This window comes from Paraburkholderia nodosa, from assembly GCF_001718195.1.
GTDB lineage: Bacteria > Pseudomonadota > Gammaproteobacteria > Burkholderiales > Burkholderiaceae > Paraburkholderia > Paraburkholderia nodosa_A.
This window is the reverse complement of record NZ_MCNV01000001.1, coordinates 225,422-250,920: the sequence shown is the minus strand read 5'-3', so window position 1 is coordinate 250,920 and position 25,499 is coordinate 225,422. Positions and strand designations below refer to the sequence as shown.

At 64.5% G+C, this 25,499-nt stretch carries 20 protein-coding genes; 10 read left to right on the top strand and 10 right to left on the bottom strand.

Going from position 1 to position 25,499, the window contains the following annotated elements:
- Positions 1-123 precede the first annotated feature (123 nt).
- Both BFD71_RS01025 and BFD71_RS01020 read right to left on the bottom strand, forming a co-directional pair.
- On the bottom strand, positions 124-432 hold the full coding sequence (locus BFD71_RS01025; protein WP_069261428.1) for a hypothetical protein: 309 nt from the start codon (positions 430-432) through the stop codon (positions 124-126).
- Between the two features lie 257 nt (positions 433-689).
- Positions 690-974 (bottom strand): hypothetical protein, encoded by a 285-nt coding sequence (locus BFD71_RS01020; protein WP_069261427.1) that lies wholly within the window; start codon positions 972-974, stop codon positions 690-692.
- Positions 975-1,404: 430 nt separating this feature from the next.
- Between BFD71_RS01020 and BFD71_RS01015 the strand changes: the two genes are divergently transcribed.
- The 4 genes from BFD71_RS01015 to BFD71_RS01000 all read left to right on the top strand — a co-directional run bounded on the left by BFD71_RS01015 (position 1,405) and on the right by BFD71_RS01000 (position 7,423).
- On the top strand, positions 1,405-4,230 hold the full coding sequence (locus tag BFD71_RS01015) for a type VI secretion system Vgr family protein (protein WP_069261426.1): 2,826 nt from the start codon (positions 1,405-1,407) through the stop codon (positions 4,228-4,230).
- Positions 4,227-5,795: a hypothetical protein gene (locus BFD71_RS01010; protein ID WP_069261425.1), complete on the top strand. Its 1,569-nt coding sequence runs from the start codon at positions 4,227-4,229 to the stop codon at positions 5,793-5,795. Before BFD71_RS01015 ends, BFD71_RS01010 begins: the two co-directional genes overlap by 4 nt.
- A 23-nt stretch (positions 5,796-5,818) precedes the next feature.
- On the top strand, positions 5,819-6,829 hold the full coding sequence (locus BFD71_RS01005; protein ID WP_069261845.1) for a PoNe immunity protein domain-containing protein: 1,011 nt from the start codon (positions 5,819-5,821) through the stop codon (positions 6,827-6,829).
- A 147-nt stretch (positions 6,830-6,976) separates the two neighbouring features.
- The gene (locus BFD71_RS01000; RefSeq protein ID WP_069261424.1) at positions 6,977-7,423 is read left to right on the top strand and encodes a hypothetical protein; all 447 of its coding nucleotides are present in this window, start codon (positions 6,977-6,979) and stop codon (positions 7,421-7,423) included.
- 168 nt (positions 7,424-7,591) lie between these two features.
- Here the strand turns inward: BFD71_RS01000 and BFD71_RS00995 are convergent, their stop codons facing one another.
- From BFD71_RS00995 to BFD71_RS38770, 3 genes are all read right to left on the bottom strand, one after another.
- Complete coding sequence (locus BFD71_RS00995; RefSeq protein ID WP_069261423.1) at positions 7,592-7,930, bottom strand: H-NS histone family protein; 339 nt, start codon at positions 7,928-7,930, stop codon at positions 7,592-7,594.
- 69 nt (positions 7,931-7,999) lie between these two features.
- Positions 8,000-8,695, bottom strand: coding sequence for a glycine zipper 2TM domain-containing protein (locus tag BFD71_RS38775; protein ID WP_083244982.1), 696 nt, complete (start codon positions 8,693-8,695; stop codon positions 8,000-8,002).
- A 292-nt stretch (positions 8,696-8,987) separates the two neighbouring features.
- On the bottom strand, positions 8,988-9,647 hold the full coding sequence (locus BFD71_RS38770) for a plasmid partitioning protein RepB C-terminal domain-containing protein (RefSeq protein WP_083244981.1): 660 nt from the start codon (positions 9,645-9,647) through the stop codon (positions 8,988-8,990).
- A gap of 111 nt (positions 9,648-9,758) precedes the next feature.
- Here BFD71_RS38770 and BFD71_RS00985 point away from each other — a divergent pair, with 111 nt between their 5' ends.
- Positions 9,759-11,318, top strand: coding sequence for a methyl-accepting chemotaxis protein (locus BFD71_RS00985; protein ID WP_069261421.1), 1,560 nt, complete (start codon positions 9,759-9,761; stop codon positions 11,316-11,318).
- A gap of 73 nt (positions 11,319-11,391) precedes the next feature.
- Here the strand turns inward: BFD71_RS00985 and BFD71_RS00980 are convergent, their stop codons facing one another.
- Positions 11,392-12,477 (bottom strand): AGE family epimerase/isomerase, encoded by a 1,086-nt coding sequence (locus BFD71_RS00980; RefSeq protein WP_069261844.1) that lies wholly within the window; start codon positions 12,475-12,477, stop codon positions 11,392-11,394.
- Positions 12,478-12,853: 376 nt separating this feature from the next.
- Here BFD71_RS00980 and BFD71_RS00975 point away from each other — a divergent pair, with 376 nt between their 5' ends.
- The 4 genes from BFD71_RS00975 to BFD71_RS00965 all read left to right on the top strand — a co-directional run bounded on the left by BFD71_RS00975 (position 12,854) and on the right by BFD71_RS00965 (position 15,251).
- Entirely contained in the window at positions 12,854-13,681 is an 828-nt protein-coding gene (locus BFD71_RS00975) for a hypothetical protein (RefSeq protein WP_141710536.1), read from the top strand.
- Between the two features lie 200 nt (positions 13,682-13,881).
- Positions 13,882-14,037, top strand: a complete 156-nt coding sequence (locus BFD71_RS41245; RefSeq protein ID WP_165822904.1) for a hypothetical protein — start codon at positions 13,882-13,884, stop codon at positions 14,035-14,037.
- A 197-nt stretch (positions 14,038-14,234) separates the two neighbouring features.
- The gene (locus tag BFD71_RS00970) at positions 14,235-14,849 is read left to right on the top strand and encodes a flavin reductase family protein (protein WP_069261419.1); all 615 of its coding nucleotides are present in this window, start codon (positions 14,235-14,237) and stop codon (positions 14,847-14,849) included.
- 105 nt (positions 14,850-14,954) lie between these two features.
- A complete protein-coding gene (locus tag BFD71_RS00965) occupies positions 14,955-15,251 on the top strand; it encodes a hypothetical protein (protein ID WP_028202877.1) in 297 nt (98 codons plus the stop codon).
- 12 nt (positions 15,252-15,263) lie between these two features.
- Here BFD71_RS00965 and BFD71_RS00960 read toward each other — a convergent pair whose 3' ends face one another.
- On the bottom strand, positions 15,264-16,436 hold the full coding sequence (locus tag BFD71_RS00960; protein WP_069261418.1) for a porin: 1,173 nt from the start codon (positions 16,434-16,436) through the stop codon (positions 15,264-15,266).
- A 306-nt stretch (positions 16,437-16,742) separates the two neighbouring features.
- Between BFD71_RS00960 and BFD71_RS00955 the strand changes: the two genes are divergently transcribed.
- Positions 16,743-19,277, top strand: coding sequence for a penicillin-binding protein 1A (locus BFD71_RS00955; RefSeq protein ID WP_083244980.1), 2,535 nt, complete (start codon positions 16,743-16,745; stop codon positions 19,275-19,277).
- A gap of 21 nt (positions 19,278-19,298) precedes the next feature.
- Here BFD71_RS00955 and BFD71_RS00950 read toward each other — a convergent pair whose 3' ends face one another.
- The 3 genes from BFD71_RS00950 to BFD71_RS00940 form a co-directional block, all read right to left on the bottom strand.
- On the bottom strand, positions 19,299-20,420 hold the full coding sequence (locus tag BFD71_RS00950; protein WP_069261417.1) for an acyltransferase family protein: 1,122 nt from the start codon (positions 20,418-20,420) through the stop codon (positions 19,299-19,301).
- A 209-nt stretch (positions 20,421-20,629) separates the two neighbouring features.
- Positions 20,630-22,636 carry a methyl-accepting chemotaxis protein gene (locus BFD71_RS00945; protein WP_069261416.1) on the bottom strand — a complete coding sequence of 669 codons (2,007 nt, stop codon included), beginning with the start codon at positions 22,634-22,636 and terminating at the stop codon, positions 20,630-20,632.
- Between the two features lie 278 nt (positions 22,637-22,914).
- The gene (locus BFD71_RS00940) at positions 22,915-25,392 is read right to left on the bottom strand and encodes a heavy metal translocating P-type ATPase (protein ID WP_069261415.1); all 2,478 of its coding nucleotides are present in this window, start codon (positions 25,390-25,392) and stop codon (positions 22,915-22,917) included.
- Positions 25,393-25,499 lie beyond the last annotated feature (107 nt).

The following is a 25,499-nucleotide window of genomic DNA, read 5'->3' as shown; positions in this document are numbered from 1 at the left end:
GCATACTGCGTTTGACGGGCCGTGCACCGGTTTCTGCACAGCTAGGTTTGCGAAGGCGGTGCCTTGGCTGCGTACTGAGGAGGAGACAAAACGAGCTCTTCTCTCGGTACGCATTCCGCCTCGTTATTTTTTGCCCTTGAGGGTGAACGGAGCGAGGAGCGACTGAATGTCGACCTGTTGTCCCTGAAGCAAAAGCAGACGAGCGTGGAGCACCGTGTTCTCGAGAACAAGCTTCGCGGTGCTCAGCAGGTACATCGCATGGAGGTCCGAGTCCGACATCGCCGCCTCTACAACGTGGTGCCGTTCTACCAGCGAGCACATGACAAGGCGTCGTAGCTCCTGTTCGCCGAACGGTAGGTCCGCATAGTCGATTGGGTCTTCTGCCTCGACTTCACACAGCATCTCAACAAGCGCTTCGGTGCTCACTTCCATGTGCCAGCTCCTTGACGGTGGTCAGACTGTTCATGAAGTGCTTCCAGATTAACGTCTTCCGTGTGGAACGTCCAACGTTCTCTGCAACGCGATAGCTCCTTGTATAAGTCATGATGTAAGCGCTACCGAGCGATTGACCGACTAGCACGAAGGGGGCGCGTTCCCCAGCGACCTGCAATGCGCGATGCAAATCTTCAGCAACCGATTTGGCATCTTGTGCTTCTGAGCTGCGGTCGCTCCACATGATTCCTGCGCGACTATATGAACAGGCAGGCGCGGGTGACCTTCGAAACGGATGGCTGGACGGCCGACCAGTCCAGCGAACCGCTAATGCCCAAGCCGGATTCGAACACCACCGTCGGAGAGCCATTGCCAGTGCAGTTGAGCTGTATGCGCCGGTCGCCGATGTTCACCATCTCACCCGGCGGTTGATGGTTCTTCGCCGCGAGGTACCGCTGGAGCGCTTCGTAGCCTGTTCCCGCAACAACTAGCGCGGCGAGTACTGACAGCAAGATTAGGCCAATTCGGAAAATCAGGCGCACGGTCCAGTTCCTGGGAGTTAGATTATGGCTGTGTGATGGACTTGCAAAGTACGGAGATAGTTGCGCCTCCGCGCGATTATTCAAGAGAGGCGGCCGCTAATGACGAAATTGCTCATCATAGATTTTCTGAAACGCCCGCGAGATGCGTCATCAAACGACTCGCCAGTGGCGATTTTTTTCACGAGGACCGATACGCCGGCGTACCGCCGTATGCCCCAACTCGACTGCTGAGGAATATCAAAAGGAGAACGCCAAGGCCGCTCAGGGCCGCCAGTCATCGCGTGGCACCCAGAGTGAGCACGGCAGTCATGACGTTTTCATCAGGGAATGTTAAATGTCGAGGGCTTCAATCAGACGGAATTGTCGAGCCGGAAAAATCCCCTTATGATTTCGGTCGACTTTAAGGGATGCCCCGACAAGGAAAATCTAAATGGGAGCGCAGGACATTATCTCATTTATGCAGTCTGCATTATTTCAGACTGACCGGCTCGTAAAACTCGATTCCCCGGCGGGGGCGAATGCGCTATTGCCGCAGACCGTGATGGGTACCTCACGGCTTGGCCGCAACTTCGAATACGTCATCGACGCTGTATCGACGAACGGTTCGCTTGAGCTGAAGTCCCTTGTTGCGCAACCGGTCACGCTCTGGCTTCAGCGTGCCGACAAGTCCTATCGCCCGCAGCATGGCTACGTCCATACCGCGCGGCGGCTTGGCGCCGACGGGGAGCTGACGAGTTACCAACTGGGCTACTCCTCATGGCTGCATTTCCTCAAGTTCCGCAAGGACGCGCAGATTTTCCAGGACAAGTCAGTAGAGGCTATCCTCGAATCTGTTTTTCAGATGCATCCGCAGGCGGCCGGGGCGTTCCGGTTTGACATTCAAAATGCATCGCCGGTTCGGTCATTCTGCGTTCAGTACGAGGACGACTGGACTTTCGTGCACCGGTTGCTCGAGTCCGAAGGCTGGTTCTACTACTTCGAGCATGCCGACGATGGTAAGTCGCACACGCTTGTCGTGACCGATGACCTCTATTCGCTCAAGGCCATGTCGCCCCAGGAGGTCGACTTCTACCGTGCCGGCAGCCCCAGCCAGACGGAAGCGCTTGTGCAGTGGTCCGGCACGCGCACGCTTCAAAGCACGAGCTACAGCTCGCGCACCTTTGACTACAAGAATCCTGGTACCACCAAGGAGACTTCGTTTCCGACTGTCGCGAATCAAGGCGACCTGCCGGAACAGGCGGAGGTCTACGAATACACAGGCGCCTATAGCTGGCAGGAAAGCGACCGTGGCGACAAGCTCACCAAGCTCAAGCTGGAAGAGTGGGAGTCGCGCGCGAAGCGCTTTTTTGGCGTCGGAGGCCTGCGCAGCATCGACGTCGGCCGCTGGTTCTCGCTGGACAACCATCCCGCGCACGAACAGGACGACGGCGAGGACCGGAAGTTCGCGGTCATTGAAGCCTCGTGGTATATCCGGAACAATATCCCGGTTAGCGAGACTCACGCGTTCCCGCATAGCCTCTCTGAACGTCTGGCGGCGGTTCGCGCTACGTATGAGCAGTGCGCAGCTGCGTTCTCGGTCGAAGATTCCGTCGGCGATGGCAGCGATGGCTTCTTTCTCGTCGAGGTCGAGGCGCAGCGACTGAAGGTTCCGTTTCGCAGCCCGTTCGAACACCGCAAGCCGGTCATGCACCTTCAGACGGCAACGGTGACGGGCCCGGAGAACGAAGAGGTCTACACCGATTCGCTCAACCGCATCCTCGTGCGCATGCACTGGGACCGACGTGAGGCGTCCGCCGCGACGTGCTGGGTGCGCGCCGCGTTCTCGGACACGGGAAGCGGCTATGGTAGCGTCCACGTGCCCCGCATCGGCGAAGAAGTGACCATCGACTGGGTCGGCGGTGATTGCGACCGGCCCCTCGCGACAGGGCGCGTCTATAACGGCGCGACGCAGCCGCATTGGCACTCGAATGGCATCCTCTCCGGCTTTCGGTCGCGCGAATACGGTGGCGCGGGCGGCTTCAACCAGCTCGTGATGGACGACGCGACCGCGCAGAATCGGCTGCAATTGCTGTCGTCCCCTGGCAACTCCATGCTCCACATGGGCTACCTCATCGCCCAGGACGGCAACACGCGCGGCAGCTATCTCGGCAGCGGATTCGAGTTGCGCACTGACGCGTACGGCGCGCTGCGCGCGAACCGCGGGCTGTTCCTCTCGACTCACACAGCCGCAGGCACGAACGCGCAGCAACTTGACGTAAGCGCCGCACGAGGGCAGTTGTCAGGTGCGGGCAACCTTCTCGATTCGCTCAACAGCGCGAACACGACGCATCAGGCCGAAAGCCTGCAAGCAGGCCAGGACGCGCTCAAAGCCTTCACCGCAGCGTCGACTGATAGCGCCCAGGGCCAGGCAAGCAGCGGGCGCACAGCCGGCGGCGGCACTGGTTCGGCCAATGCGTTCAAGGAGCCCATTCTCCTGGCGGCGAGCCCAGCGGGAATCGGCGTCTCGACGCAGCAATCATTGCACATGAGCGCGGACGAGCAGCTCACCCTGGTCAGCGGTCAAAGCACGCACATCGCCACTGGCAAGTCGCTGCTTGCGAGCGTGACCGACAAAATCAGCCTCTTCGTCCAGAACGCCGGAATGAAGCTCTTTGCCGCGAAGGGCAAGGTCGAAATTCGCGCGCACTCGGACAACATCGAGCTGACCGCGCAGAAGACAGTGAAGGTGCTGTCGGCCTCCGAAAACGTGGAAGTGGCTGCGAGCCAGGGCGTCCTGCTGACCGCCGGGGGCGCGTACATCCGCATCCACGATGGCAACATCGAGATTCATGCTCCCGGGCAGATAGACATCAAGGGTGCGCAGCATGCGTTCAACGGCCCCACGAGCAGTCCCTACGACCTGCCCACATTGCCGAAGGGCGACCTCCACAACAAGCTCGAGCTCAACCTGATGGACGACAACCTGAAGGCGGTGCCCAATGCGCCCTACAAGGTGGCGTTCGAAAACGGCACGACGATGGCGGGCAAGCTCGACGGCAACGGGCATGCCCTGCTTCGGGACGTGCCCGACGGGCCGGCCAAGGTCTTTTTCGGAGAAGATGCGCGACCCTTCACGCCGCAGCCCGTGCAGGCTGCGAAGGCGCTTGAGCAGAAAGACATCCTCAAGGAACTCCACGCAGGCGGCCATGACGGCATCACGGACGAAAACCTCTTCAGCCTGTTCAACAAATTCTCTGGCCGACCGGACGTGACATGAACGCAGACGACCAGCAGGCAATCGAAGATGCGGCCAAGGAGATTGGGCTGTCGATGGCGTCTAACGCCTTCCCGCTTTTCTACGTCGCGCAGAACGTCTACGACACGACGGAAAGCGTCTGGACCGTCTGGAACGCTCGCGAAAGTGTGGACGAGATAACGAAAATCGAGGCCGGCATCGACCTGGTATTCGCCGTCGTGGGCTGGGTTCCTGTCGTCGGCGCCGGAGTCAAGCGGACGTTTCGACTGGTCAACCACAAGTCCGAAATATATGGCCCGCTGCTGTTCGACATTCTGCGTCTGGTGCTTCAGCGTGCGCACATCCAGACCAGCCCGGATGCGCTCATCGACAAGCTGTTCGATGCAACGGGCGTCAAGACGTACCTCACGGAGGCTCGTGAACATATTCAGAAGTCCTGGCTGTATCGCGAGATGCCTACGAGTGTTCAAACCACGTTCATGCAGGCGCTGGGCTTCGTCGAAATGAATCTGCCATACTGGCTCGCGCAGTTCGTCCAGCGCAAGCTGCTTCACTGGCGCAAGAAGCAGCCGAACTCGTCAGCCATCAGCACGCTCGAGGAGCACCGAACGACTGACAAGCCAGGTGCAAAGGGCCAAGAAGCCAAAGCAGGCCAGGACCGACCTGTGCCGACGCCCTCGCGCGGCGTCGTCAATGCCAAGCTCGCCGTCACCGACATCACAACGAATATCACGGGCATTCTGGGTGAGCACATCGGCGACTACTACTGCTATGAAAAGCTTAAATGGGGAAATGGCTGGAAGGACCACGACAAGGGCCTGAGCGGCAAGTGGAGTGAGCAGCCAGGGCTGCGGGTTATGGGCAAGCTCAACGATAAGGGCAAGCTGAACAAGCTCTTTGACCTCAAGGCACGTGGTCACGGCATCGACGGTGTTTGGCGTGCCGCCCCGTTTAGCAACCAGATGAAGGACTTCGCCATCGTCGAAATGAAATCGTCGACGACAACGCGAAAGCTGCAAGACCCGAACGCGAAGCACAATATCGCCAGCAAACTCGGAACGATTAAGGAGGCGGTGCGCCCTCCTGCTCAGGACCTGCTTGAGCCGCCGGACGACGCGGGACCAGCGTTGCCGACCAAAGGTGGCGGCAAGCCTGGCGGCGGTAAGCCCGCATCTGGCGGTGGAAAACCAACACTGGGTGGCTCCGCAAATGAGAGCAGTCCTGCGAGAAAGCAGCAAGCCGACGCTGCACCGTCGACAGCGGACACAACGCCGAAGGACAAGACCACCGCGACCGCACCGAGCAGTGCAAAAATCGCCCGGGTCCAGATGAGTCACGAGTGGATTGAAGCCAAACTCTCCGGAGCCGTTTCGGACCAAGGCCTGGTCAACACGATTTTGAGGTCCGGGTACTCGCGACATCTGCTGTACGTCCCGTTCTACCTTCCGTCCGCCGTGCAACACGTCGAAGCGCTCACGACGGGCGCTGAACACGACCATGCTGACCACGACCTTCCCTTCACCCATCACTACAAGGAGGGAGAGGTTGAAGAAGCGGTCAAGCTGAAAGCGAGCAGGATAAGATAGCCTAGGGCTAAGAGATTATGGATATGAACGAAGACTTCGATTCGACACGGCGGCAACGCTTTCTTGGCGAGGACTACTTCAAGTGGCGTTTGGACCTCCTTGATGACGGCATCGCGTACTGGTCCGAAAATACTGCGCCAACCGGCAGCAATGAGAACGAGCGGAAGGCGCTGACGCAGCGCTACCTCGTTTCCGATGTCTATCGACGCTTCCTACTCCTGTATACAGGTGGAGCGGACCTCAAGCTGCTGCGTGGTGAACTTGAGCCGGTTCTCGAGGCCTTTGAACGGTACGCGAAAGCTCAACGGCTGAATCGACAGGATGCCGGCGAACCGCCATTGGTCTTTGAAGAAATTGGCGAATATGAAACGGCGATGCAGCTCATCGGCTTTTGCTACCTGCTGCATCGACGTGACCTGCTGCCGCGCATCGTCGAGATGTTTGACCCCTCCTATCGGGGGAAGGACACGTTGTATGAGGACCTGCTGGCTTACGAACTCGATGGTCGAATCAACGTAGATAGCTGGTATCACGACGTGCCGTATCGGCCCCTCGTGTTCAGTCTCTATCGCGAGACGAAGAAGGAATCTGTCGACGACATGACGGAATACCTCGAAGCCTGGTATCCGGGAATGGCCGCAGCTCCATGGCACGACGGACATCTGGAAGCCCAGAAGAATGGCAAGGGTACCTACGTCGGCTACTGGGCAGTTGAGGCGGCAGCGGTCGCATTTCTGCTGCAGCTGGACGACAGCTCTTTCCGCGACCATCTGCTGTATCCGAAGGACCTCGCTGATTTCGCGCGCAACTTCGATGCAGCGGAAGACGGCGCGCCAATACGCCGGGATAGTGGACCAATGACGGTACGAACGGGGCAGACGTGTCCGGAAACCGGCGTTTGGAAAGCACAAGGCCACAACGTACCTGGTGTGCTGGTAAATCAGGGGGATGCGATGCCGGATGTCTTCGCACCCGACCGGAATGGCGCGTACCGACCACAGCCGGCGCTGTGGGAGTTCGAACGTAAAGCCTGAGGTCTAGGTGAGTTCAGTCAGCAAGGGCACGCTGCGTACGGAAGTAGATTTCCGGGCGCGTCAGCAAATCAACGGAAGATTATTCGCCTGCTGACTGCGTGAAATCGCAGACACCCCGCCCACGCGCGAGCGGGAAGCGATTCAAAAATGACCCGAATCCTGATACAGAGGACTGTCTCGACCCTCGCCGTGGCGGTCCCGGCACTTGCGTCCGCCGTTGGCACGAGCCAGGCCAAACCTGTCACGTACCGATGCACGGCGGACCGGAATATCGTTAGCCATTACCTGCATGTGACCGTCGACGACGAGAAGGTGAGCAAGTTCAGCTACACGGCAGGCACTCCGGCCGAGGAGAGCATCAACTCGTGCTCTGTCGACTCCAATGTAGCGACGGTGTCTGACACTGCACCGGGCGTTCAGTCTTTCTCCACGAGCGCTGGCGAGATTCTGGTGACAAGGAAGGGGAAAAAGTTCGTCTTCGACCTTTCCAAGCTCAAGGTGACCGACCTCTGCGGGCAATCCTCGACCATTGCGAAGCACATCGCTATTACGCCGGGCTCCCATCGCTGCTCAGACGTCGTCAACGTCGAATAGCCAACGGGTCGACAGTGAAACACTCCGTGCAGATCGCGACCAATGAAGTTTGGATGCGTGAGCGTCCACTCAAGAGGAAGCTGGAAGAGCTCTTCGAGACCACCGATTTCCTCTCTGAACGATGAGCGTGCTCCGAAGCCACCTCGCACGAGACGCTACGCACAGTTCTTACGCGTGAAGTGGCTCGGGCCGGACCGTGGCCAGTCTGGTACCAGCAAACGGGTCCCGTCGCCAGTCCACGTCAGCGCGCTTGCCCGATTGTGGTTCTGCTGGCACACGGATTGCAAAATGCTCGAGCGATTGGCCCGCGCTCGTCGCCTGCACGACCCACTGAGGGGTATTGCCCTTGCCGTCCCAGGTATTTCCAAAGGCGTCGCGGTACTTTGCCGCGCGCAGTCGTTCTTGGTCCGCGGCGATAGAAGCGGCGACATCCTCTGGGTCGATTTCGAGCTCAGCCATCCTGCGCCGAAGATAGGCCACTATGCTTTCGCGTTTCCGTTCGTCCATCTGGTTGTGCTCGCCCTGAATGCAATCCTTGAGCAGGTAATCGCAGGTCGCCAGGCTAACACAGGCTGATTACGACGCGCTCAGGGAGTCACCTGAGACATGAACGCGCTCGCCGACCTGGACCGGCGGCTGCGTTGAATAGTTGAAGTTCCGGTAGCTACCGTCCTGCATTCTGACCTGCACCTGGTAACTCGTCGCCTTGCGAACAGCATGCTCAATGCCATTGCCTGCAAGGCCACCGCCGACGGCGCCGGCAATCGTTGCCAGAACGCGACCGCGCCCTCCGCCGACCTGATTTCCCAACAGACCGCCGGCGACCGCTCCGCCTACGGCCCCGAGACCCGTTGTCGGCTCGGGTTCCTGGACCGTATTGACGGCGACGACTTCTCCGGCGTTCGGGTCAACGGCGACTGGTCTCGGAGCCGGTTGTGCCGACGATTGATATGTGTCGTTGTTCGCATACCGCGGGGGCTGCTCAACTGGCACGCTATGGTGATGATGGACGCGCGGCTGGGCGGGCGCTTCCTCCCTGGTCACGCGCTGCTCCGCGCTCGATTGCGGTGAAGCGACCGGTGTGCTCGCGACTTGTGCAGCGACCGGAATAGCTTGCGTCGGAGGAGCGGTCACAGCTCGGGATGCCGGAAGCACGCCTGTCATCGCCGCGATACCTGTAGCGCTGGCCAGGATGACTGCCACGGCTGCGCCGGCAACCAAAGGATGAATGCGACTACGCTGCGGTGAACCGGAATTCAGATTGGTGCTCATGTCGCGCTCCGTTGAGGTGTGTCAGCAAGAACGCCGCAATCGACACAGCGGTGCACCGGGCCAGTGTGAGATTTGTAAGCAGTTGTAGTGCTCTACGGAGGGGCAAGGGAAAGCGTCTTCGAGGGCGGACCGTTAAAGCGTCAAGGACGTCAGCTCCGTCTCCGAGTCCTGATAATTCTCTGGTTGCGTCGCCCGTCCGTGGTACTAATCGTCCAAAGAGGTGACTTGGCTGGGTACGTGCCTCGCACTGCCCCAAGTGAATTGCGGCCAGAGAGTAGCCCAGTCGCTCGACTCACGCCGAACGACTGGCGCTAACACAGCGATGCAAGTTACCTTTGCGAGGAAACACCAGGTCGCTTTTCTCCGATACGGCGAAAATTTTTCGACCGTGGTCCGCTCGATTCCGACCTGAAGCGTTCATTCCGAGCTTCCAGGCTGATGGTTTCGATTGCGCAGCAAAGTCGCGATGATGCTCATATAGCCAACGGCTCACGCCCTCATTGCTGAGGAGTGTTGCAATATAAGCGGCTGACACCGTGAGATGTAGCTGCTCGATGCCATGGCGTTCATCGGTCTGTGCTACACCAGTTTGAAGCGTTGCGAGTTCACGGTCGAGATGAGCGAGCTGCTCTGACACTTCGTTGCCCGGTTTCCCACGAGTACCAGCATCAATTTCGAGTTGCTCCGGCGGAGTGGCAGCAACAATCGCCCGCGCAAAGGCCGCCGTGAAGTTTCCCTGCCCACACATGAGCTCGACAGCCTCCATTTGCCGAGAAGGCTTCATCTGCTTCAGCGCCTTGAAAGTTGTCGCCGGGCAGGTTTTGTCGGCATGCAGCACGGCGGCCTCATCCGATATGCCGTAAGTGTCCAGCCGGCATTCTATTGTTGCGAGAAATGCAGGGAATGACCGTGTAACCATTGCCGAAATGATCCGTTGCGCATTTTGGGGCATTTTTTCACGGTTTAGGGCTCAAAAATCGGGTTTGCGTGGCCGTAAACGCAGTGCGGGCCCGAGCGATCACATGCTCGCGCCTCACTCATTCACTGCCATCCAGGTGTCCCGATGTTCAGCAAGATCAAGGTCGCATCCGGCCTGTTGTGTGTCCTCGTCGCGTTCTGTGTACTGCAGCTCGTGACCGCAGGACTTGGTTACTGGTCGCTTACGCGCACGCACGACGACGTGGCCGACCTCTCGAAGGTGGCGTTGCGGCAGGCGAGCGCCGCCAACGTCATCACCCAGCAGTTGATGGACGCCCGTATCAATCTCTCGCGCGCGGGCACGCGCATGGTCCGCGGCGGCACGGTGCCGACCGATATGGTCAATCACGCGCGCGACCAGCTGGCCGCCGCCGACACCACGTTCGCGGCGCTCATGGCCGTCCCGCCGATCAACGACGACAATCGCGCGCGCGTCGCCGCGCTCGGCGAGCGCTATCAGGTGTACCGCAAGGCGCTCGGCGAGCTGATCGACGACCTCAACGGCAACAATCTGCAGGCCTTCCTCGACCAGCCGACGCAGTCGTACCAGGACGCCTATCTCGCCGAACTGCACGCCTTTGCGCAGTTCAACGCCGCGGCGAGCCGCGCGTCGCTCGATTCGATCGACGCGCGCCTCGCGCTCTTCCAGATCGTCGGCATCGTCATCCTGGTCCTGCTGATCGCACTCGCGACCGGCGTGCACCTCGCGCTGCGCCGCGGCGTAGTGGAGCCGCTCGAGGAAGCGGGCCGCCATTTCGAGCGCATCGCGCGCGGGCGCCTCGACGAGCGCATCGCCGCGCGCGGCGAGAACGAGATCGGCCGGCTGTTCCAGGGCCTTGCGCTGATGCAGTCGAGCCTGGCGCGCACGGTCCACACCGTGCGCGAAACGGCGGGCTCGATCAACGTGGGCGCCGACGAGATCGCCACCGGCAACGCCGATCTTTCGGCGCGCACCGAATCGCAGGCGGCGTCGCTGGAGCAGACGGCGGCGAGCATGGAGGAACTGACGGGCACGGTGCGCAACACGGCCGACAACGCGCGCGAGGCGAACGCGCTGGCCGAGGCGGCGCTCGACGCGACCGCACGCGGCGGCGCCGTGGTGGGCGAGGTGGTCGAGCGCATGCGCGGCATCGCGCAAAGCTCGGACAAGATCGCGGAAATCATCGGCGTGATCGACGGCATCGCGTTCCAGACCAACATTCTCGCGCTCAACGCGGCCGTGGAAGCGGCGCGGGCAGGCGAGCAGGGCCGCGGTTTCGCGGTCGTGGCGGGCGAGGTGCGCGGGCTCGCGCAGCGCAGCGCGCAGTCGGCCAAGGAGATCAAGACGCTGATCAGCGAGTCGGTTTCGCAGATCCGCGGCGGCTCGGAGCTGGTGGAGCGCGCGGGCGAGTCGATGCGCGAGGTGTCGAACTCGATTTCGCGCGCCACGCAGATGATGGCGGGTATCAGCGCCTCGTCGCTCGAGCAGAGCACGGGCATCGATCAGGTGAATCAGGCCGTCTCGCAGATGGACCAGATGACCCAGCAGAATGCGGCGCTCGTGGAGGAGGCCGCGGCTGCCGCGGCTTCGCTGCATCAACAGACGCGCCAGCTTTCCGAGGCCGTGGCGGCGTTCGAGATTTCGCCGGCGGTGCTGGCGGCCTAAGCGACTCGAGCGGTCTGGGCGCCTTGGCGGCGGGCTTGCGCCCGTCTGCCTCGGCGTTTCGCATGGTTGTGCCTCAAACGCCCATGCCCTGATAGGCCGTCAAGAGGTGATACGGCGTCGTGGACGGCATGTCCGCGCGCGCCACGTCGCCGTTTGCGCTACGGCATTCCACCCAGCCCTGCGGCGTGAGAAAGCGCGGCGCGAAGCGGCCGATCTGCGGCGCGAGCGCGGCGCGCATCGCGGCGTCGCCGTGCGTGGCGAGCGCGCGCAAGTATTCCGTTTGCGCCCAGATACGCTGCGTAGCATCGATCACCCGGCCCTGCTCGTCGAGCGCGGCCGCCACGGCGCCCGTTTCCGGGTCGACGCCGTGCTTCTGTGCAAAGACGAAGGCGCGCGCGAGCGCTTCGTCCAGTCCCGACGCGCCCAACCGGGCGCCCGCACGCGAAGCCAGCCAGAACCATTCGAACTGATGACCGGGCTCGAGGCGGTTGTCTGCCGCGCCGACCGGCAATTCGGCGATGCAGCCCGTCGGCGCGTGCAGGAAGCCGCGCGCGAGGGCCTCGACGAGCCGCGTGATCGCCGTGTCGAACGCGCTGTCGCCGGTCGCCTCGCTCGCCGCGAGCCAGGCCTCGGTGAGGTGCATGAGCGGATTCTGCAGCGGGCCGCCGGTAACGCTCGCGAAGGACGCGTCGAGCGCCGCGTTGAGCAGGCCGTCGCGGGCCGCGAAGCGGTCGACGATCAGCGAGGACGTTTCGCGCGCGACGTCGAGCGCCTCGGTCGCGCCGAAGCGCTGGCCGTAGGCCGCAGTGGCGAACACCACGAAGGCGTGCGTGTAGAGGTCCTTGGTGGTGTCGAGCGGCGCGCCGGCTGCGTCGACGCTATAGAACCATCCGCCGTGCTGCGGGTCCCGATATGTGTGGCGCAGCGTTTCGAAGAGCGTTTGCGCGTGCGCGGCGTCGCCGGCCTGGGAGAAAACGAAGAGCTGGCGGGCACACGCCATCGCGCGGTAGCGCGTGACGGGCAGCGGGGTCGCGCCGGCCGCATCGAGCGCCTCGTAGGGCAGGCGCAGTTCGGCATTGAAGCCGGGGCCGCGCCACATCGGCAGGACGACGCGGTCGAAATGCTCGCGCAGGCTGGCTGCGCTCGTAGGTGTGTTCATGGCGAAAAGTTGCGGCGAAGCGCGTCGCATCGAAAGAGCAATGCCGGCGATTGTACGCATTCGCAAACTGCGCGGGACATTCCAGGCGGCGCAGCACGCTCGCCCACGACTGCGCACCTGGCTGACCTGCGCGGGGTGTCGGTCGATGCCGGCTGGGTAAGTCGGGGAAGAGCCCTTGGCCGTGCGTTCCGGCATGCGACAATGCGCGTTCGAACCAGAACACGAGGACGTCGCCAAGCGGCCGTGACCGGCCGGCGCGCGACGCGAACCGCATCGCTGACACATGGCTGATTACGCAGATACCGCATCCTTGAGCTCTTCGCATCCCGAACGCAACGCGCCGTGGCAGCCCCACGCGACGTCCGCGCCGTCCGACGTGACTGAATCCCCGCTTGCTGTCGAATCCGATGCTCCGCACGCGCTTGCCGTCGACGGGCTCGCGGCCGTTGCCGAAGCGGATGCCGCCGTGCGTCAGGGCACGCTGAGCGGCTTCGAAAGCCCGGAGTCGGCTCAAGCGGTGACAATGCCCGTCGACGAAGCTGGCGCGACGAGCCCTGTTGCGGCTGCAACGACTGCGCGCCGCGCGCCGCGGGCGAAACGAGTTGCTGCTCCTGCCGTGGCCGAAGCGGTGGAGCCGGGCATTGGAGTGGTGCAGGAACCGGCTCCCGCAGCCTTTGTCGCCGAGCCGTCGTCTGCCGCCGGCCCTGCCGAGCGTGTGGAGCCCATTGGGTTCGCGTCCGAAGCGGCTCACGCGGCCCCCGAGCCGGACGCGCTGACGCAGCGCCTCGACGCGCTCCAGGGCGCGCTCGCCGAGCAGCGCCGTATGGCGGTCGCCTCGTCGCGGCAACAAAAGTGGGTGCTTACCGCCGCGTCGGTGGCGGTGCTCGCATCGGTCGGGTTCGGGATCGCTCAGTCGGTGCGGCTCGACAGCCTCGCAAACGAATCCCGCGCCGACGAGGCGCGCCTCGAGCAATTCATCCTGAAGCAGCAGTCCACGCTCGACGACCTGTCGCAGCGCATGGCCGCGCAAACCGCCGCCGCCGCGGCTGCTGCGGCCACCGCCGCGGAAACCCCGGCGCCGCCGCCCGCACGTGTGTCGTCCAGAGCGGTGTCCGCCAAGGCCTCGCCCGCGCCCGCGCACCGCGCAGCGGCCCATTCCACACGTACGCCTCACGCGAAAAGCGCCCAGAAAGCCACGCGCTGACCGGCTTCGCCCCGCGATCCTGCCCCTGTACCTGAAATCTCGATGCGTTGTATTGCTGCAACGCATCGATTGCGCTCGACCCCGTGCGACGGCGCGTCGCAGTTTTTTTGCTGCGCTGCACTAGCGTTGCCCTAGGGAAAACCCTATAATTCGTTCTGTCTTAGGGAAAACCCTGAACCGCAGCCTAACTGGGAGTCGCCATGAGCTTCATCTTTGCCCTGTTCCAAAAGGTAAGCGACCTCTTCGCGTCGCCGTATCTGCCGATGGATTCGGAATACTCGTACGAAGCGCGCCACCGCGAAGCCGAGCGCGTTCGCCGTTCGCACTACATGCCGTTTGGCATGCCGCGTGACTGATCGAAGCTGAAACGCTTCGGGCGGCGCGCGCCGTCCAACGCGTTTCTCCGGTCAGACCGCCAGGTCTTCAGCAAGGCCGGCTCTCGCAAGAGAGCCGGCCTTGCTGCGTTTTGGGGCGGCTGCAAGCCACTGGCTTGTCGGCAGCCGCGCGCGGCTCGTGTCATAGTGGTGCCGCTTCGAAATCGCCAAGCCTCATCATGTCCAATACCTACTTCTACGACCCCGCCCAGGGCCATGGCCTGCCGCACGATCCATTCAAGGCGATCGTCGCGCCGCGCGTGATCGGCTGGATTTCCAGCCGCGCAAAAAGCGGCGCGCTCAATCTCGCGCCCTACAGCTTCTTCGGCGCGTTCGCCACGTTTCCGCCGATCATCGGGTTCTGCAGCGAAGGCCGCAAGGACAGCATCAGCAACATCGAAGAGACCGGTGAGTTCGTCTGGAATCTCACGTCGAAGGCGCTGGCGCCGCAGATGAACCGCACCTCCGCGCCGGTCGCCGCCGACGTCGACGAATTCGCGCTCGCGGGCCTCACGGCCGCGCCGGGCCGCAGCGTGGCGGTGCCGCATGTGGCCGAGTCGCCTGCCGCGCTCGAATGCAAGCTGCTGAAGGTCGTGCGGCTCAACACGCTGGACGGCGCGCCCATGGACAACTGGCTCGCGCTGGGGCAGGTGGTGGGTGTGCACATTCGCGAGGAATTCCTGAAGGACGGCCTGTTCGATACGCAAGCGGCCCAGCCCGTGATGCGCGCGGGCTATCGCGCCGACTATGCGCAGATCGGCGAGATGTTCCAGATGGTGCGGCCGAGCGCGTAAGCCGCTGCGGGCGTGCGCTTCCGGATGAACGGGGCGCGGCGTTGCCGCGTGCTGCCCGCCCGCCGATAATGGCCCGACAGCGCGAAGCGCGCAGGGAGGCAATCCATGCAATCTCCGACGGGATCGGTGGTGGCGCTCAGTTCTGCCGCCTCGACGATGTTTTCGATCGGCTTGATCGCACTGGGCTACTGGGGGCTGCACGAGCCGTCGGCCTGGCGCATCGGCGACCGGGTGGTCGTCGGCATCGCGCTCGCGGGCTTCGCGTGCCTCGGCAGCGTGCCCTGGCTCGCCACCTCGCCCGCGAAGCCCAACGACGAGTCGCGCTTTCTGATGGCGCGCCGCGCCTTTCTCTGCGGCGCGGCTGCCGTGTGGGTGTCGATCGCGCTTTCGCTCGTGTTGTGACGAGAAGCGCGATCAGAAGCGGGCGCGCAACCCCACCGTGCCCACCACTTGATTGGCCGTCGTCGACGCGCCGCCCGCCGTGTTGATGAACGCCACATAGTTGTGTCCCGAGGCGTGCTGGTACATGGCCTCGCCGTAGAGGTCGGTGCGCTTCGAGAGGCGGTACACGACCTGTGCGTCCACCTGGTTCCATTTCGGATCGGCGCCGTAGGTCGTCGTGTTGCTCACGTGGCCGTCCGTGAAGGTGTAGGCGAGACCGAGACTCCACGCGGGGTTCAACTGATACTTCCCGTTCACTTCGTAGTTGTTGAAGCTCATGTCGCCGCCCTGCGAGCCGAACGAGCTGGTGCCCGCATACTCGCTGCGCGTGAAGACGAAGCCCGCCGTCGCCGGCCCGAACGTGTAGTTGATACCGCCGCCGAACGAACGCAGGCGGTCGGCGCCGAGCGCGAAGCCGCCCTTGCCGTTGGCCGTCGATTCCGCGAGATCCACCGCGCCCGGGCTGCTTGCCGTTGCGCCCTGGGTGCCGTTCAGCTGCAGATAACCGGCCGCGATGGCGAGCGGCCCGTTGGTGTAGCTGGCGCCGAAGCTGTAGGCGCGGTTCACGGCAAAGTCGGTCTGGTTCGAGAACGCGTACAACGCGCCGAATTTCAGGCCGCTATACGTGTTGCTCGTGAACTTGACGGCGTTGCTCATGCGCAGCGAGTGGTTCAGGTTGTCGTTGTCGAACGGATGCGCGAAGCCCGTATCGCCGAAGGTGCCCGCCGTGGCCGAGAGCGGCGCGACGAAGTCGACGAGCGAGTCGTACTGGCGGCCGAGCGTGAGCGAGCCGAACTGGTCGCTCGCGAGGCCCACGTAGGCCTGACGGCCGAACATGCGGCCGTCCTGGCCGAGCTTGCCGTTCTGCACGTTGAAGCCGTTTTCGAGCACGAAGACCGCATGCAGGCCGCCGCCCAGGTCCTCGCTGCCGCGCACGCCGAAGCGGCTGCCGTTCACGTTGCCGCTCGTTGCCTGCCAGAGCGCGCCGCCCGACTTGCCGCTCGCGACGTTGTTCGTGTACATGATGCCGGCGTCGATCAGGCCGTAGAGCGTGACCGAGCTTTGCGCGTGGACGGCGGGCGCGGCGAGCGTGCCGAGGGCGCCGATCACGGCGGCAGCGGTGGTGAGCGAGAGGGTGTTCTTCATTCGAGGTTCCTGTAGCGTTGTTGTTTCGCGGCGTATGCAAAAGCGGGTTTGCAACAGCGACAGGAGTGTAGGGAGGGAAAGGCGCCGGAAAAACCGGCTGTGACTGGAGAGGATTCTTCCTCGATCTGGAAGGATGATTTCATCTCTCTGTCATAAATCGACTCGGGCATCGACTTGGGCGATCCTTGGCTTGCGCCCGGCCCGAAGCAGGAGCGGCCTTGCGAGTTTGGTACGATTCACGCTTTGCCAGCCGACCCTACCTGCCGCGTGAAGCGTTACGTACCGTTGATCCGCGATCGAATCGCGATGTCGTTGTCCCGCCTGAGGCCTGCCGCCGCGCGGCTGGGCGGGTTTGTCCGTCCCGCATTCGCGCGTGCGCTCCACCATGTGCGGCATCCCACGCGGCGCGGTGTGCTCATGACGATTGGCGCGTTGCCGGCGCTCGTCGTGCTCTACGTGCTCGTGCTGATTCCGTTCACGCCGGGCATTGGCGACATCCGCAAGGCGCGGGTGGACGAACCGGCCCAGATTCTGTCCGCCGACGGCAAGGTGCTCGCCGAGTTCAAGCCCTCGAATCGCGAATGGGTGCCGCTCGCACAGATCTCGCCGCACATGGTCGATGCGCTGATTTCCACCGAGGATCACCGCTTCTACGAGCACCACGGCATCGACTTCAAGCGCACGGCGGGCGCGGCGCTGCACACGTTCTCGGGCGAGCGCCAGGGCGGCTCGACCATTACGCAGCAGCTCGCGCGCAATCTCTATCCCGATGAAATCGGCCGCGCGCCCACGCTCACGCGCAAGATCAAGGAAGCGATCACGGCGTTCAAGATCGAGGCGGTGTACAGCAAGCAGCAGATTCTCGAGACGTATCTGAACACGGTGCCGTTCCTCTACAACGCCTATGGCATCGAGATGGCGGCGCGCACCTACTTCGGCGTTTCGGCGGATCAGCTCGACATCCTGCAAGCCGCGACGCTCACCGGCATGCTCAAGGGCAACGCCTACTACAACCCGGTGATCAACCCCGAGCGCGCGCTCGCGCGGCGCAACACCGTGCTCGGCCAGATGGTGAAGTACGGCAAGCTCAGCGAGGCGCAGTACGCCACGCTTTCGAAGAAGCCGCTGCGCCTCGACTTCGAGCGTCAGACCGAGCCGCCCGGCCCCGCGCCGCACTTTGCGCTGCAACTGCGCAAGTGGCTGATTTCGTGGGCCGACCGCAACGACTACAACATCTATTCGGATGGCCTCGTGGTGCGCACCACGATCGATTCGCGCCTCCAGCAAATGGCCACCGCCGCGCTGCGCCAGCACACGAACCAGCTCCAGGGCATCGCCAACGGCGCATGGAGCGGACGCAACGGCTGCGTGGCCGGCAACGACCTGTTCGCGACCTTCATGCGCGAAACGCAGGACTACAAGAGCGCACGCGACGCCGGTGCGAACGACGCCGACGCGCTCAAGCGGCTCGCTGGCGACCGCACCTTCATGCGCAACCTCTGCAAGAGCAAGACCGCGGTGGAGGCGGGCTTCCTCGCCATCGACCCGCGCAACGGGCAGATCAAGGCGTGGGTGGGCAGCCGCGACTTTACCGACGAACCGTTCGACCACGTGCAGCAGGCACGCCGTCAGCCGGGCTCGACGTTCAAGCCGTTCGTATACGGCGCGGCCTACGCGGCGGGCGCAAAGCCGAGCGACACGTTCATCGATCAGCCGGTGGAAATCCCGCTGGCGGGAGGCGAAATCTGGAAGCCGACCGACGACGTGCCGCCGAGCAATCGTCCGATGACGCTGCGCGACGCGATCGCGTTCTCGCGCAACCGCATCACCGCGCAGCTCATGCAGACGGTGGGCCCGGACAAGGTCGCGCGGCTCGCGCGCGCGATGGGCGTGCGCGACAGCCAGCTCGCCCCGGTGCCGTCGCTCGCGCTCGGCACGAGCCCGGTCACGTTGAAGGAGATGGTCTCCGCGTACAGCACCATCGCCAACGACGGCGAGTACCTCGAACCGCGCATGGTCACGAGTATCGAGGACCACAAGGGCAACGTGCTCGCGCAGTTCGAGAGCGCTTCGCCCGAGCGGGCGCTTTCGGCAGAGGCGGACCGCACGCTGCTCGACACGATGCGCGACGTCGTGAACCGCGGCACGGGCTCGGCCATCCGCACGCGCTTCGGCATACGCGGCGACGTGGCAGGCAAGACCGGCACGACCCAGGGCAACACGGACGGCTGGTTCATCCTGATGGACCCGCAACTCGTGGCGGGCGCGTGGGTGGGCTTCGACGACGGCCGCGTGACGCTTGACGACTACTGGGGGCAGGGCGCACGCAGCGCACTGCCGATCGTCGGCGACTTCTTTCAGCGTGCGCTGCGCTCGCGCCTCGTCGATCCGCGTGCGCGCTTCAACACCGAGGTGACGCCGGGCGCGTTCGAAACCTTCCGCGAGAACCTGCGGGCGTGGATGGACAAACTGTTCGGCAAGCACGAAGCGCCGCCTCCCGCCCCGCCGGTGCGGCATGCGCCGCCGCCGCGCGTGAGCGCGCCGGCACCTGCATCCGTGCCGGCTGCGGCTTCCGAGGCGGGCGCATCGGTGCCAGCGGAGGCATCGGCGCCGTCTGCTGCTTCGGCGGCGGCCGCCGAATCCGCCGCGCGCGCCATCATGGGCCTGCCACCGATCATCGGGCCGTCGAGCGCGCCGGCGGCGCAGGCCCCGCAGCCTTCGTATCCGGCGCAGGCGCCGGCGCTCGCACCGACCCCGACGCCCGACGAGGCGGACCCTGACACGCCGGGCGCGAGCGCGAGCTACACGCCGCCCGTGGCCCAGCCGCAGCAGGGGCAATGAGCGGGGCGTCGCGCGGCCGGCTCAGCGAGTCGCGCGCGCTTCTCCCGCGCCGGTAGCGACAGGGCGCGCCGCGTGCCGGGCGCGCAGGTGAGTGAGCAGCGCCCGGCGCACGGGCGCGTCGTAGTAGCGACTGGCGACCCACGCAAGCAGCACGATGCCCGGTACGAGCACGGCGGCGATGACCCGAGACGGATGGCTCAGTGTGTGAATGCGCGACACGAGGTCCTGAACGATGAATCCGAGCGGCACATGAAGAACATAGATGCCGTAGGAAACGAGGCCGGAAAAGGCGACAAGCGGCAGCAGGCGCGCCGGCGGCTCCACGCGGGACGCCACCCAGACGATTCCAGGAAGGACCCCCAGCGAGAGAAACAGATCGATCGCGTTTTGATGCGCTGCTGGCCAGGGGATGCAGAGCAGTGCGATCGCCAGCACGATGACCGCGAGCGCCGCAGGATGTCTGCGCTCGCGCACGGGGCGGCCGAATCGATAGAGCAGCAAGCCAGCGGGAAAGGCGTAGCCAAGGCGGGCGAAGCCCGAATCGAAGGTGTCCCAGGCCACTCCGCCGCTGATGGAGGACGTGCAGGCCAGGTACACGAGACAGAGGCCGGATACGCACATGATGGCGACGAGCGTGCGCGTCGTCAGATCGCGAAAGAACACACCGTAGGCAAGGCTCGCCACCAACTCGAAGAACAGCGACCAGGCCGGAAAGTCGAGCGGGTAAATAAAATTCCAGACCGTCGGCCCGGGATAGAACGTAGGCAAGCCGACGTGTGACGGCAGCATCAGCACGCTTGCCGGCAGCGCCGAAGCGATCTCGCTCCAGTTCGATACGGGCAGACGCAGCCCCATGGCAACGAGACCGAGCACGAGGCCGGCGCCGTAAAGCGGGTACAGGCGAACCAGTCGCAGCTGAGTGTATTGACGGCAACTCAAGGCGCCCGACGCGAGTTTACAGTCGTAAGCACTCCCAATGACAAAGCCGCTCATGATGAAAAAGAGATCGACCGCCAGATAGCCGTGCTCGATGGCACGCACGTGGCACAGCATTGGAAAGTGTACGAAGACGACAAGCAGCGCAGCAGCGCCGCGCAGGCCATCTAGCGTGGCGTATCTCGATCCCGGCTGGGTACCCTGCATGACTCGTTCCCCTTGCGATTTTCTTATCGCTTGTGCTCGCAAGGGTATCTGCCCTGGGGATGGGGGGTGTGTTCGGTAACGAGCATATCCAGTGGAAACCGGGCTCAACGATTTCCGCCGACTCAGCGCGCATTGGGGTCAGGTATCTATTCGAGCGCGGTCGAACGCATTGAGCCGCGTTACAGACCGCGCCGAAGCATACGCGTGCGTTACTCGCGCACCTTGAACACGGAGACGAGTTCGGCGAGCGCCGCTGCATGATCGTTGAGCGCGGCGGCGGCGCGCTCGGCGTCGCCCACCAGCGCGGCGCTCTGCTGCGTCGCCGCGCCGATCTGCGAAACCGCGATATTGACCTGCTCGATACCGCCCGATTGTTCGCGAGAGGCCACGCTGATCTCGCCGATGATCGAGCGCACTTCATCCACGCGCGCGACGATGCCGCGCATGGTCGTGCTCGCTTCGCCGGCGATCCGGTAGCCCGTTTCGACCGTCGACGACGATTCGGTGATCAGCGCCGAGATTTCCTTCGCGGCCGCCGCGCTGCGCTGCGCGAGCGCGCGCACTTCGCTCGCGACCACCGCGAAGCCCTTGCCGTGCTCGCCCGCACGCGCGGCTTCCACGGCCGCGTTGAGCGCGAGGATGTTGGTCTGGAACGCGATGCCGTCGATCACACCCGTGATCTCGGCAATCTTCTGCGATGCGCGGCTGATGTCGTTCATCGTTTCCACGACGCGGCTCACGGCGCGCCCGCCGTCGAGCGCGGCTTCGGCTGCGCTCGTCACCACAGTGTTGGCGCGCGTCGCGTGATCGGCATTCTGCTGCACGGTGGACGTGAGCTCTTCCATGCTCGCCGCCGTCTCCTCCAGGCTGCTCGCCTGGCTCGCGATGCGCGAAGCGATCTCGCCGCTGCCTTGCGCGATGCGCGAGGTGTCCTCGCTCATCTGCGCGGTGGCGCTGCGCACCTGCGCGACGATCTGCGCGAGGCCCACGCCGATGCCGTCGATGGCGCGCGTGAGGCGGCCGATCTCGTCGGCACCCGCCGTGCCTTGCGCGTGCGCTGCATCGCCTTGTCCGATGCCGTTACGGCTGTCATTGCCGATGCGCACCGTGAGGTCGCCCGCGGCGAGCTGGCCGGCGGCGTGCGCGGCGGCGTCGAGCGGCCGGCTCACGAGGCGGCGCGCCGCGTAGATCGACAGCGCGGCGAACAGCGCGACCAGCACGAGGCCGATGGCCGCGAAGCGGTCGCGCGTGGCGTTCACGTCGGCCATGATTTCGTCGCGCACGGCGACGCCGCCCACGAGCCATTGCCACTGCGGCACGCTCACGAACGAGACGAACTTGGCGCGCGCGTCGCCTTCACCTCGCGTCGAGTCGGCGGAGGTGTAGTCGAGCGTGCCTTCGCGCGTTTCGAGCATGCGCGACCAAGGCGCGTCGGCGTCGTCGTAGTGTTTGCCGACGGCGCGCGGGTGGACGAGGAAGGTACCGCGCGTCGGGCCGTTCGAAGCGTCCATCACGAAGTAGTAGCCGCTCTCGCCGATCTTGAGCTTGGCGATCTCGCTCTTGAGCGCATCGATCTGCGCGCCCACATCCACGCCGACGAACAGCGCGCCGATCACGTGGCCGCTGGCGTCGAGAATCGGCTTGTACTGCGTGATGTACTGCTTGCCGAACAATTGGGCGAGGCCGGTAAAGGTGCGGTTGGCCATCACCGGGCCATACGCCGGGCCCTTGCGGTCGAGCAGCGTGCCGATCGCGCGCGAGCCGTCCTGCTTCTTGAGCGACGTGGTCACGCGCACGAAGTCGTCGCCGCTGCGCGCGAAAACGGTGGCGATTTCGCCGCTGCGCGCGAGAAACTGGTCGGGGATCGTGAAGTCCAGATTCAGCACGTGATCGCCGGACTTGAAGACCGGCGTGGCCTTGCCGGCAATGTCGACCGTTTGCGTGGGGTCGAGCGTGAAGGCGCCGGGCAGGAAGCTCTCGAAGAGCTGCATGGCACGGTCGACTTCGGTTTCGAGCGCGCCGTTGATGAGCGAGATCGACGAGGCGACCGCCTGATCCTTTTCGGCAATGCGCGAGCGCACCTGGTGGCCGACCTGCGTCGCCGCCGAATGCGTGATCGCCCACGTGAAGGCGGCAAATATGGCTGCGACGAGCACGCACGATAGCAAGGCGAGGCGCACGCCGACACTCGCGCGGCTTGATAAGCGTGAAAGCATGGATTCGGTTCCGGAAAGAGCTTGTAAAGAAGGAACCTGCGCCTTCGAGGCGCTGGCATGACGCATTACGGCGCGCGCGCGCGATCCTTTAGGGCTAGAACCGAAAAACCTTACAATCGCGTAAAGATTACCGATGGATTACGCCATTTTCGGTGTGCAGATTGTGGGATATTTCGGAACCCAAAATAACGTCGCCACAAGGAAAGGGCGCATGAAGCGCCCTTTCGTTATGTTTCGCGCGATACGTCGCTCGCGCTGTGCAATCCTCTGCGCGGCCGTCAGCGGCGGGCTCGCCACGTTCTGAGCAAGAGCGCGTTGGTCACGACGCTCACGCTGGAAAACGCCATGGCCGCGCCCGCGAGCATGGGGTTGAGCAGGCCGAAGGCGGCGAGCGGAATCCCGATCAGGTTGTAGAAGAACGCCCAGAACAGGTTCTGCTGGATCTTGCGCCACGTGCGCCGCGAAATATCGATTGCGGCGGCAACGAGCGCGGGGTCGCCGCGCATCAGCGTGATGCCTGCCGCGTGCATGGCGACGTCGGTGCCCGTGGCCATGGCGATGCCGATGTCGGCGGCGGCGAGCGCCGGCGCGTCGTTGATGCCGTCGCCGGCCATCGCGACGATACCGCCGCTCCTGATCTTGAGGTCGCGGATCGTGCGCGCCTTGTCGTCGGGCAGCACCTGCGCATGGACTTCGCGGATACCGAGCTGCGCGGCCACGGCCGCCGCGCTGCCCGCGTTGTCGCCGGTCACGAGCACGCTGCGGATGCCCATCGCCTCGAGGCTCGCAATGGCTTCGCGCGCCGTGGGCTTCACGGTGTCGCCGAAAGCGAGCAGGGCGAGCACCCCGCCGTGCGGCTCGAAGAGCCACGACACCGTATTGCCCGCCTCTTCGAGCGAACGCGCGCGGTCCGCGAGCGCGGGCGGTACGGCGAGCGCCAGTTCGTCGAGCCAGCGGCCGCTGCCGATGGCGAGGCGCCGGCCGTTCACTTCGGCCTCCACGCCGCGCCCCGGCACCGCGCGCGCATGGGCGGCGACAGCCAAAGCGGCTGACGCCTGGGCTTCGGCTTGGGCGTCATACGCCTGCACCACGGCCTTCGCGAGCGGGTGATCGCTGTGCCGCTGCACGGCGGCGGCGAGCGCGAGCGCCTCGCCATGCTCGAGGCCTTCGGCCGCATCGAACGCGGTGAGCGAGGGCTGGCCGAGCGTGAGCGTGCCGGTCTTGTCGAAGGCGACCACGCTCACGTTGTGGGCGGTCTCCAATGCTTCGGCGTCCTTGATGAGCACGCCGTGGCGCGCGGCCACGCCGGTCCCGGCCATGATCGCGGCGGGCGTGGCGAGGCCGAGCGCGCACGGGCAGGCGATCACGAGCACGGCTACAGCGTTGAGGATCGCCGTTTCGGCGCTCGCGCCCGCGAACAGCCAGCCGCCCAGCGTGATGGCCGCGATCACGAGAATCGCCGGCACGAACACGGCGCTCACGCGGTCGACGAGACGCTGGATCGGCGCCTTTTCGGCCTGCGCGCTTTCCACGAGGCGAATGATGCGTGCAAGCGTGGTTTCCGCGCCGATGGCCGTGGTGCGCACGGCGATCGCGCCTTCGCCGTTGATCGAGCCGGCTGTGACGGGATCGTCGGGCGCTTTCGGCACGGGCAGGCTTTCGCCCGTGATGAGCGATTCGTCGATGTGGCTGCGGCCTTCTAGCACGACCCCGTCCACGGGCACACGCTCGCCGGGGCGCACGACCACCACGGTGCCCACGCGAACCTGGGCGAGCGGGACTTCGCGCTCCTCTGCGTTGGCGCCATTTGCGCCATCGACGCGGATGCGCGCGCGATCGGGCCGCAGCGCATTGAGCGCGCGGATTGCGTCGGTGGTCTGGCGCTTCGCGCGCGCTTCGAGCCACTTGCCGAAGCGCACCAGCGTGATGACCACCGCCGAGGCCTCGAAATACAGATGGGCCATGTCGCCGGGGTGCGCGAGCATCGCATAGACGCTCACGCCATACGCGGCCGATGTGCCGAGCGCGACCAGCAGATCCATGTTGCCCGCACCGGCGCGCACGGCCTTCCACGCGGCGCGGTAGAAGCGCGCGCCGAACACGAACTGGACGACGCTCGCCAGCGCCAGCTGTGCCGCGGCGGGCAGCATCCAGTCGAGGCCGAGCCAGTGGCCGAACATCGGCAGCACGAGCGGGGCCGTGAGCACGGCCGAAATCAGCACGGCGCGCCATTCGCGGCGCGCTTCGTCGCTGGCGGCGGCGCCTTTCTGCGGGGCGGCGGCGCCTTCGTCGGCGGCGAGTGGCGTGGCTTCATAGCCGGCCTTTTTGACGGCGGCGACGAGCAGGTCCTGCAATTCGCCCGTGAGCGGCGAGCGGGTGTTGACGGTGGCCTGCTCGGTGGCGAGGTTCACGCTTACGCCAGCCACGCCGGGCACGCGCGCGAGTGCCTTCTCGACGCGGTTCGCGCACGACGCGCAAGTCATCCCGCCGATGGCGAGCGTCGTGGCTTCCGTGGCGACGGGCACGGCTTCATAGCCGGCCTTTTCGACGGCGGCGACGAGCGCGGCGGGCGCGACGCCGCCGCTGGCCTCGACGGTGGCCTTTTCCGTGGCGAGGTTGACCGAGGCGCGCGTGACGCCCGGCACCTTGGCAAGCGCTTTCTCGACGCGCATGGCGCACGAGGCGCACGTCATGCCGTGGACTTCGAGTTCGGCCACGGCGGTATCGGTGCGTTCTGCTACGAGGGGTTCATTCATGATGGGGTGCGAGCACTGGCTGTCATCGATGTTACGCAGTATCTACGTTCCCATCATGGGAAGGTCAAGGGGCGCGACACTACGCCCCTTTCGTTTCAGAGGGAAGT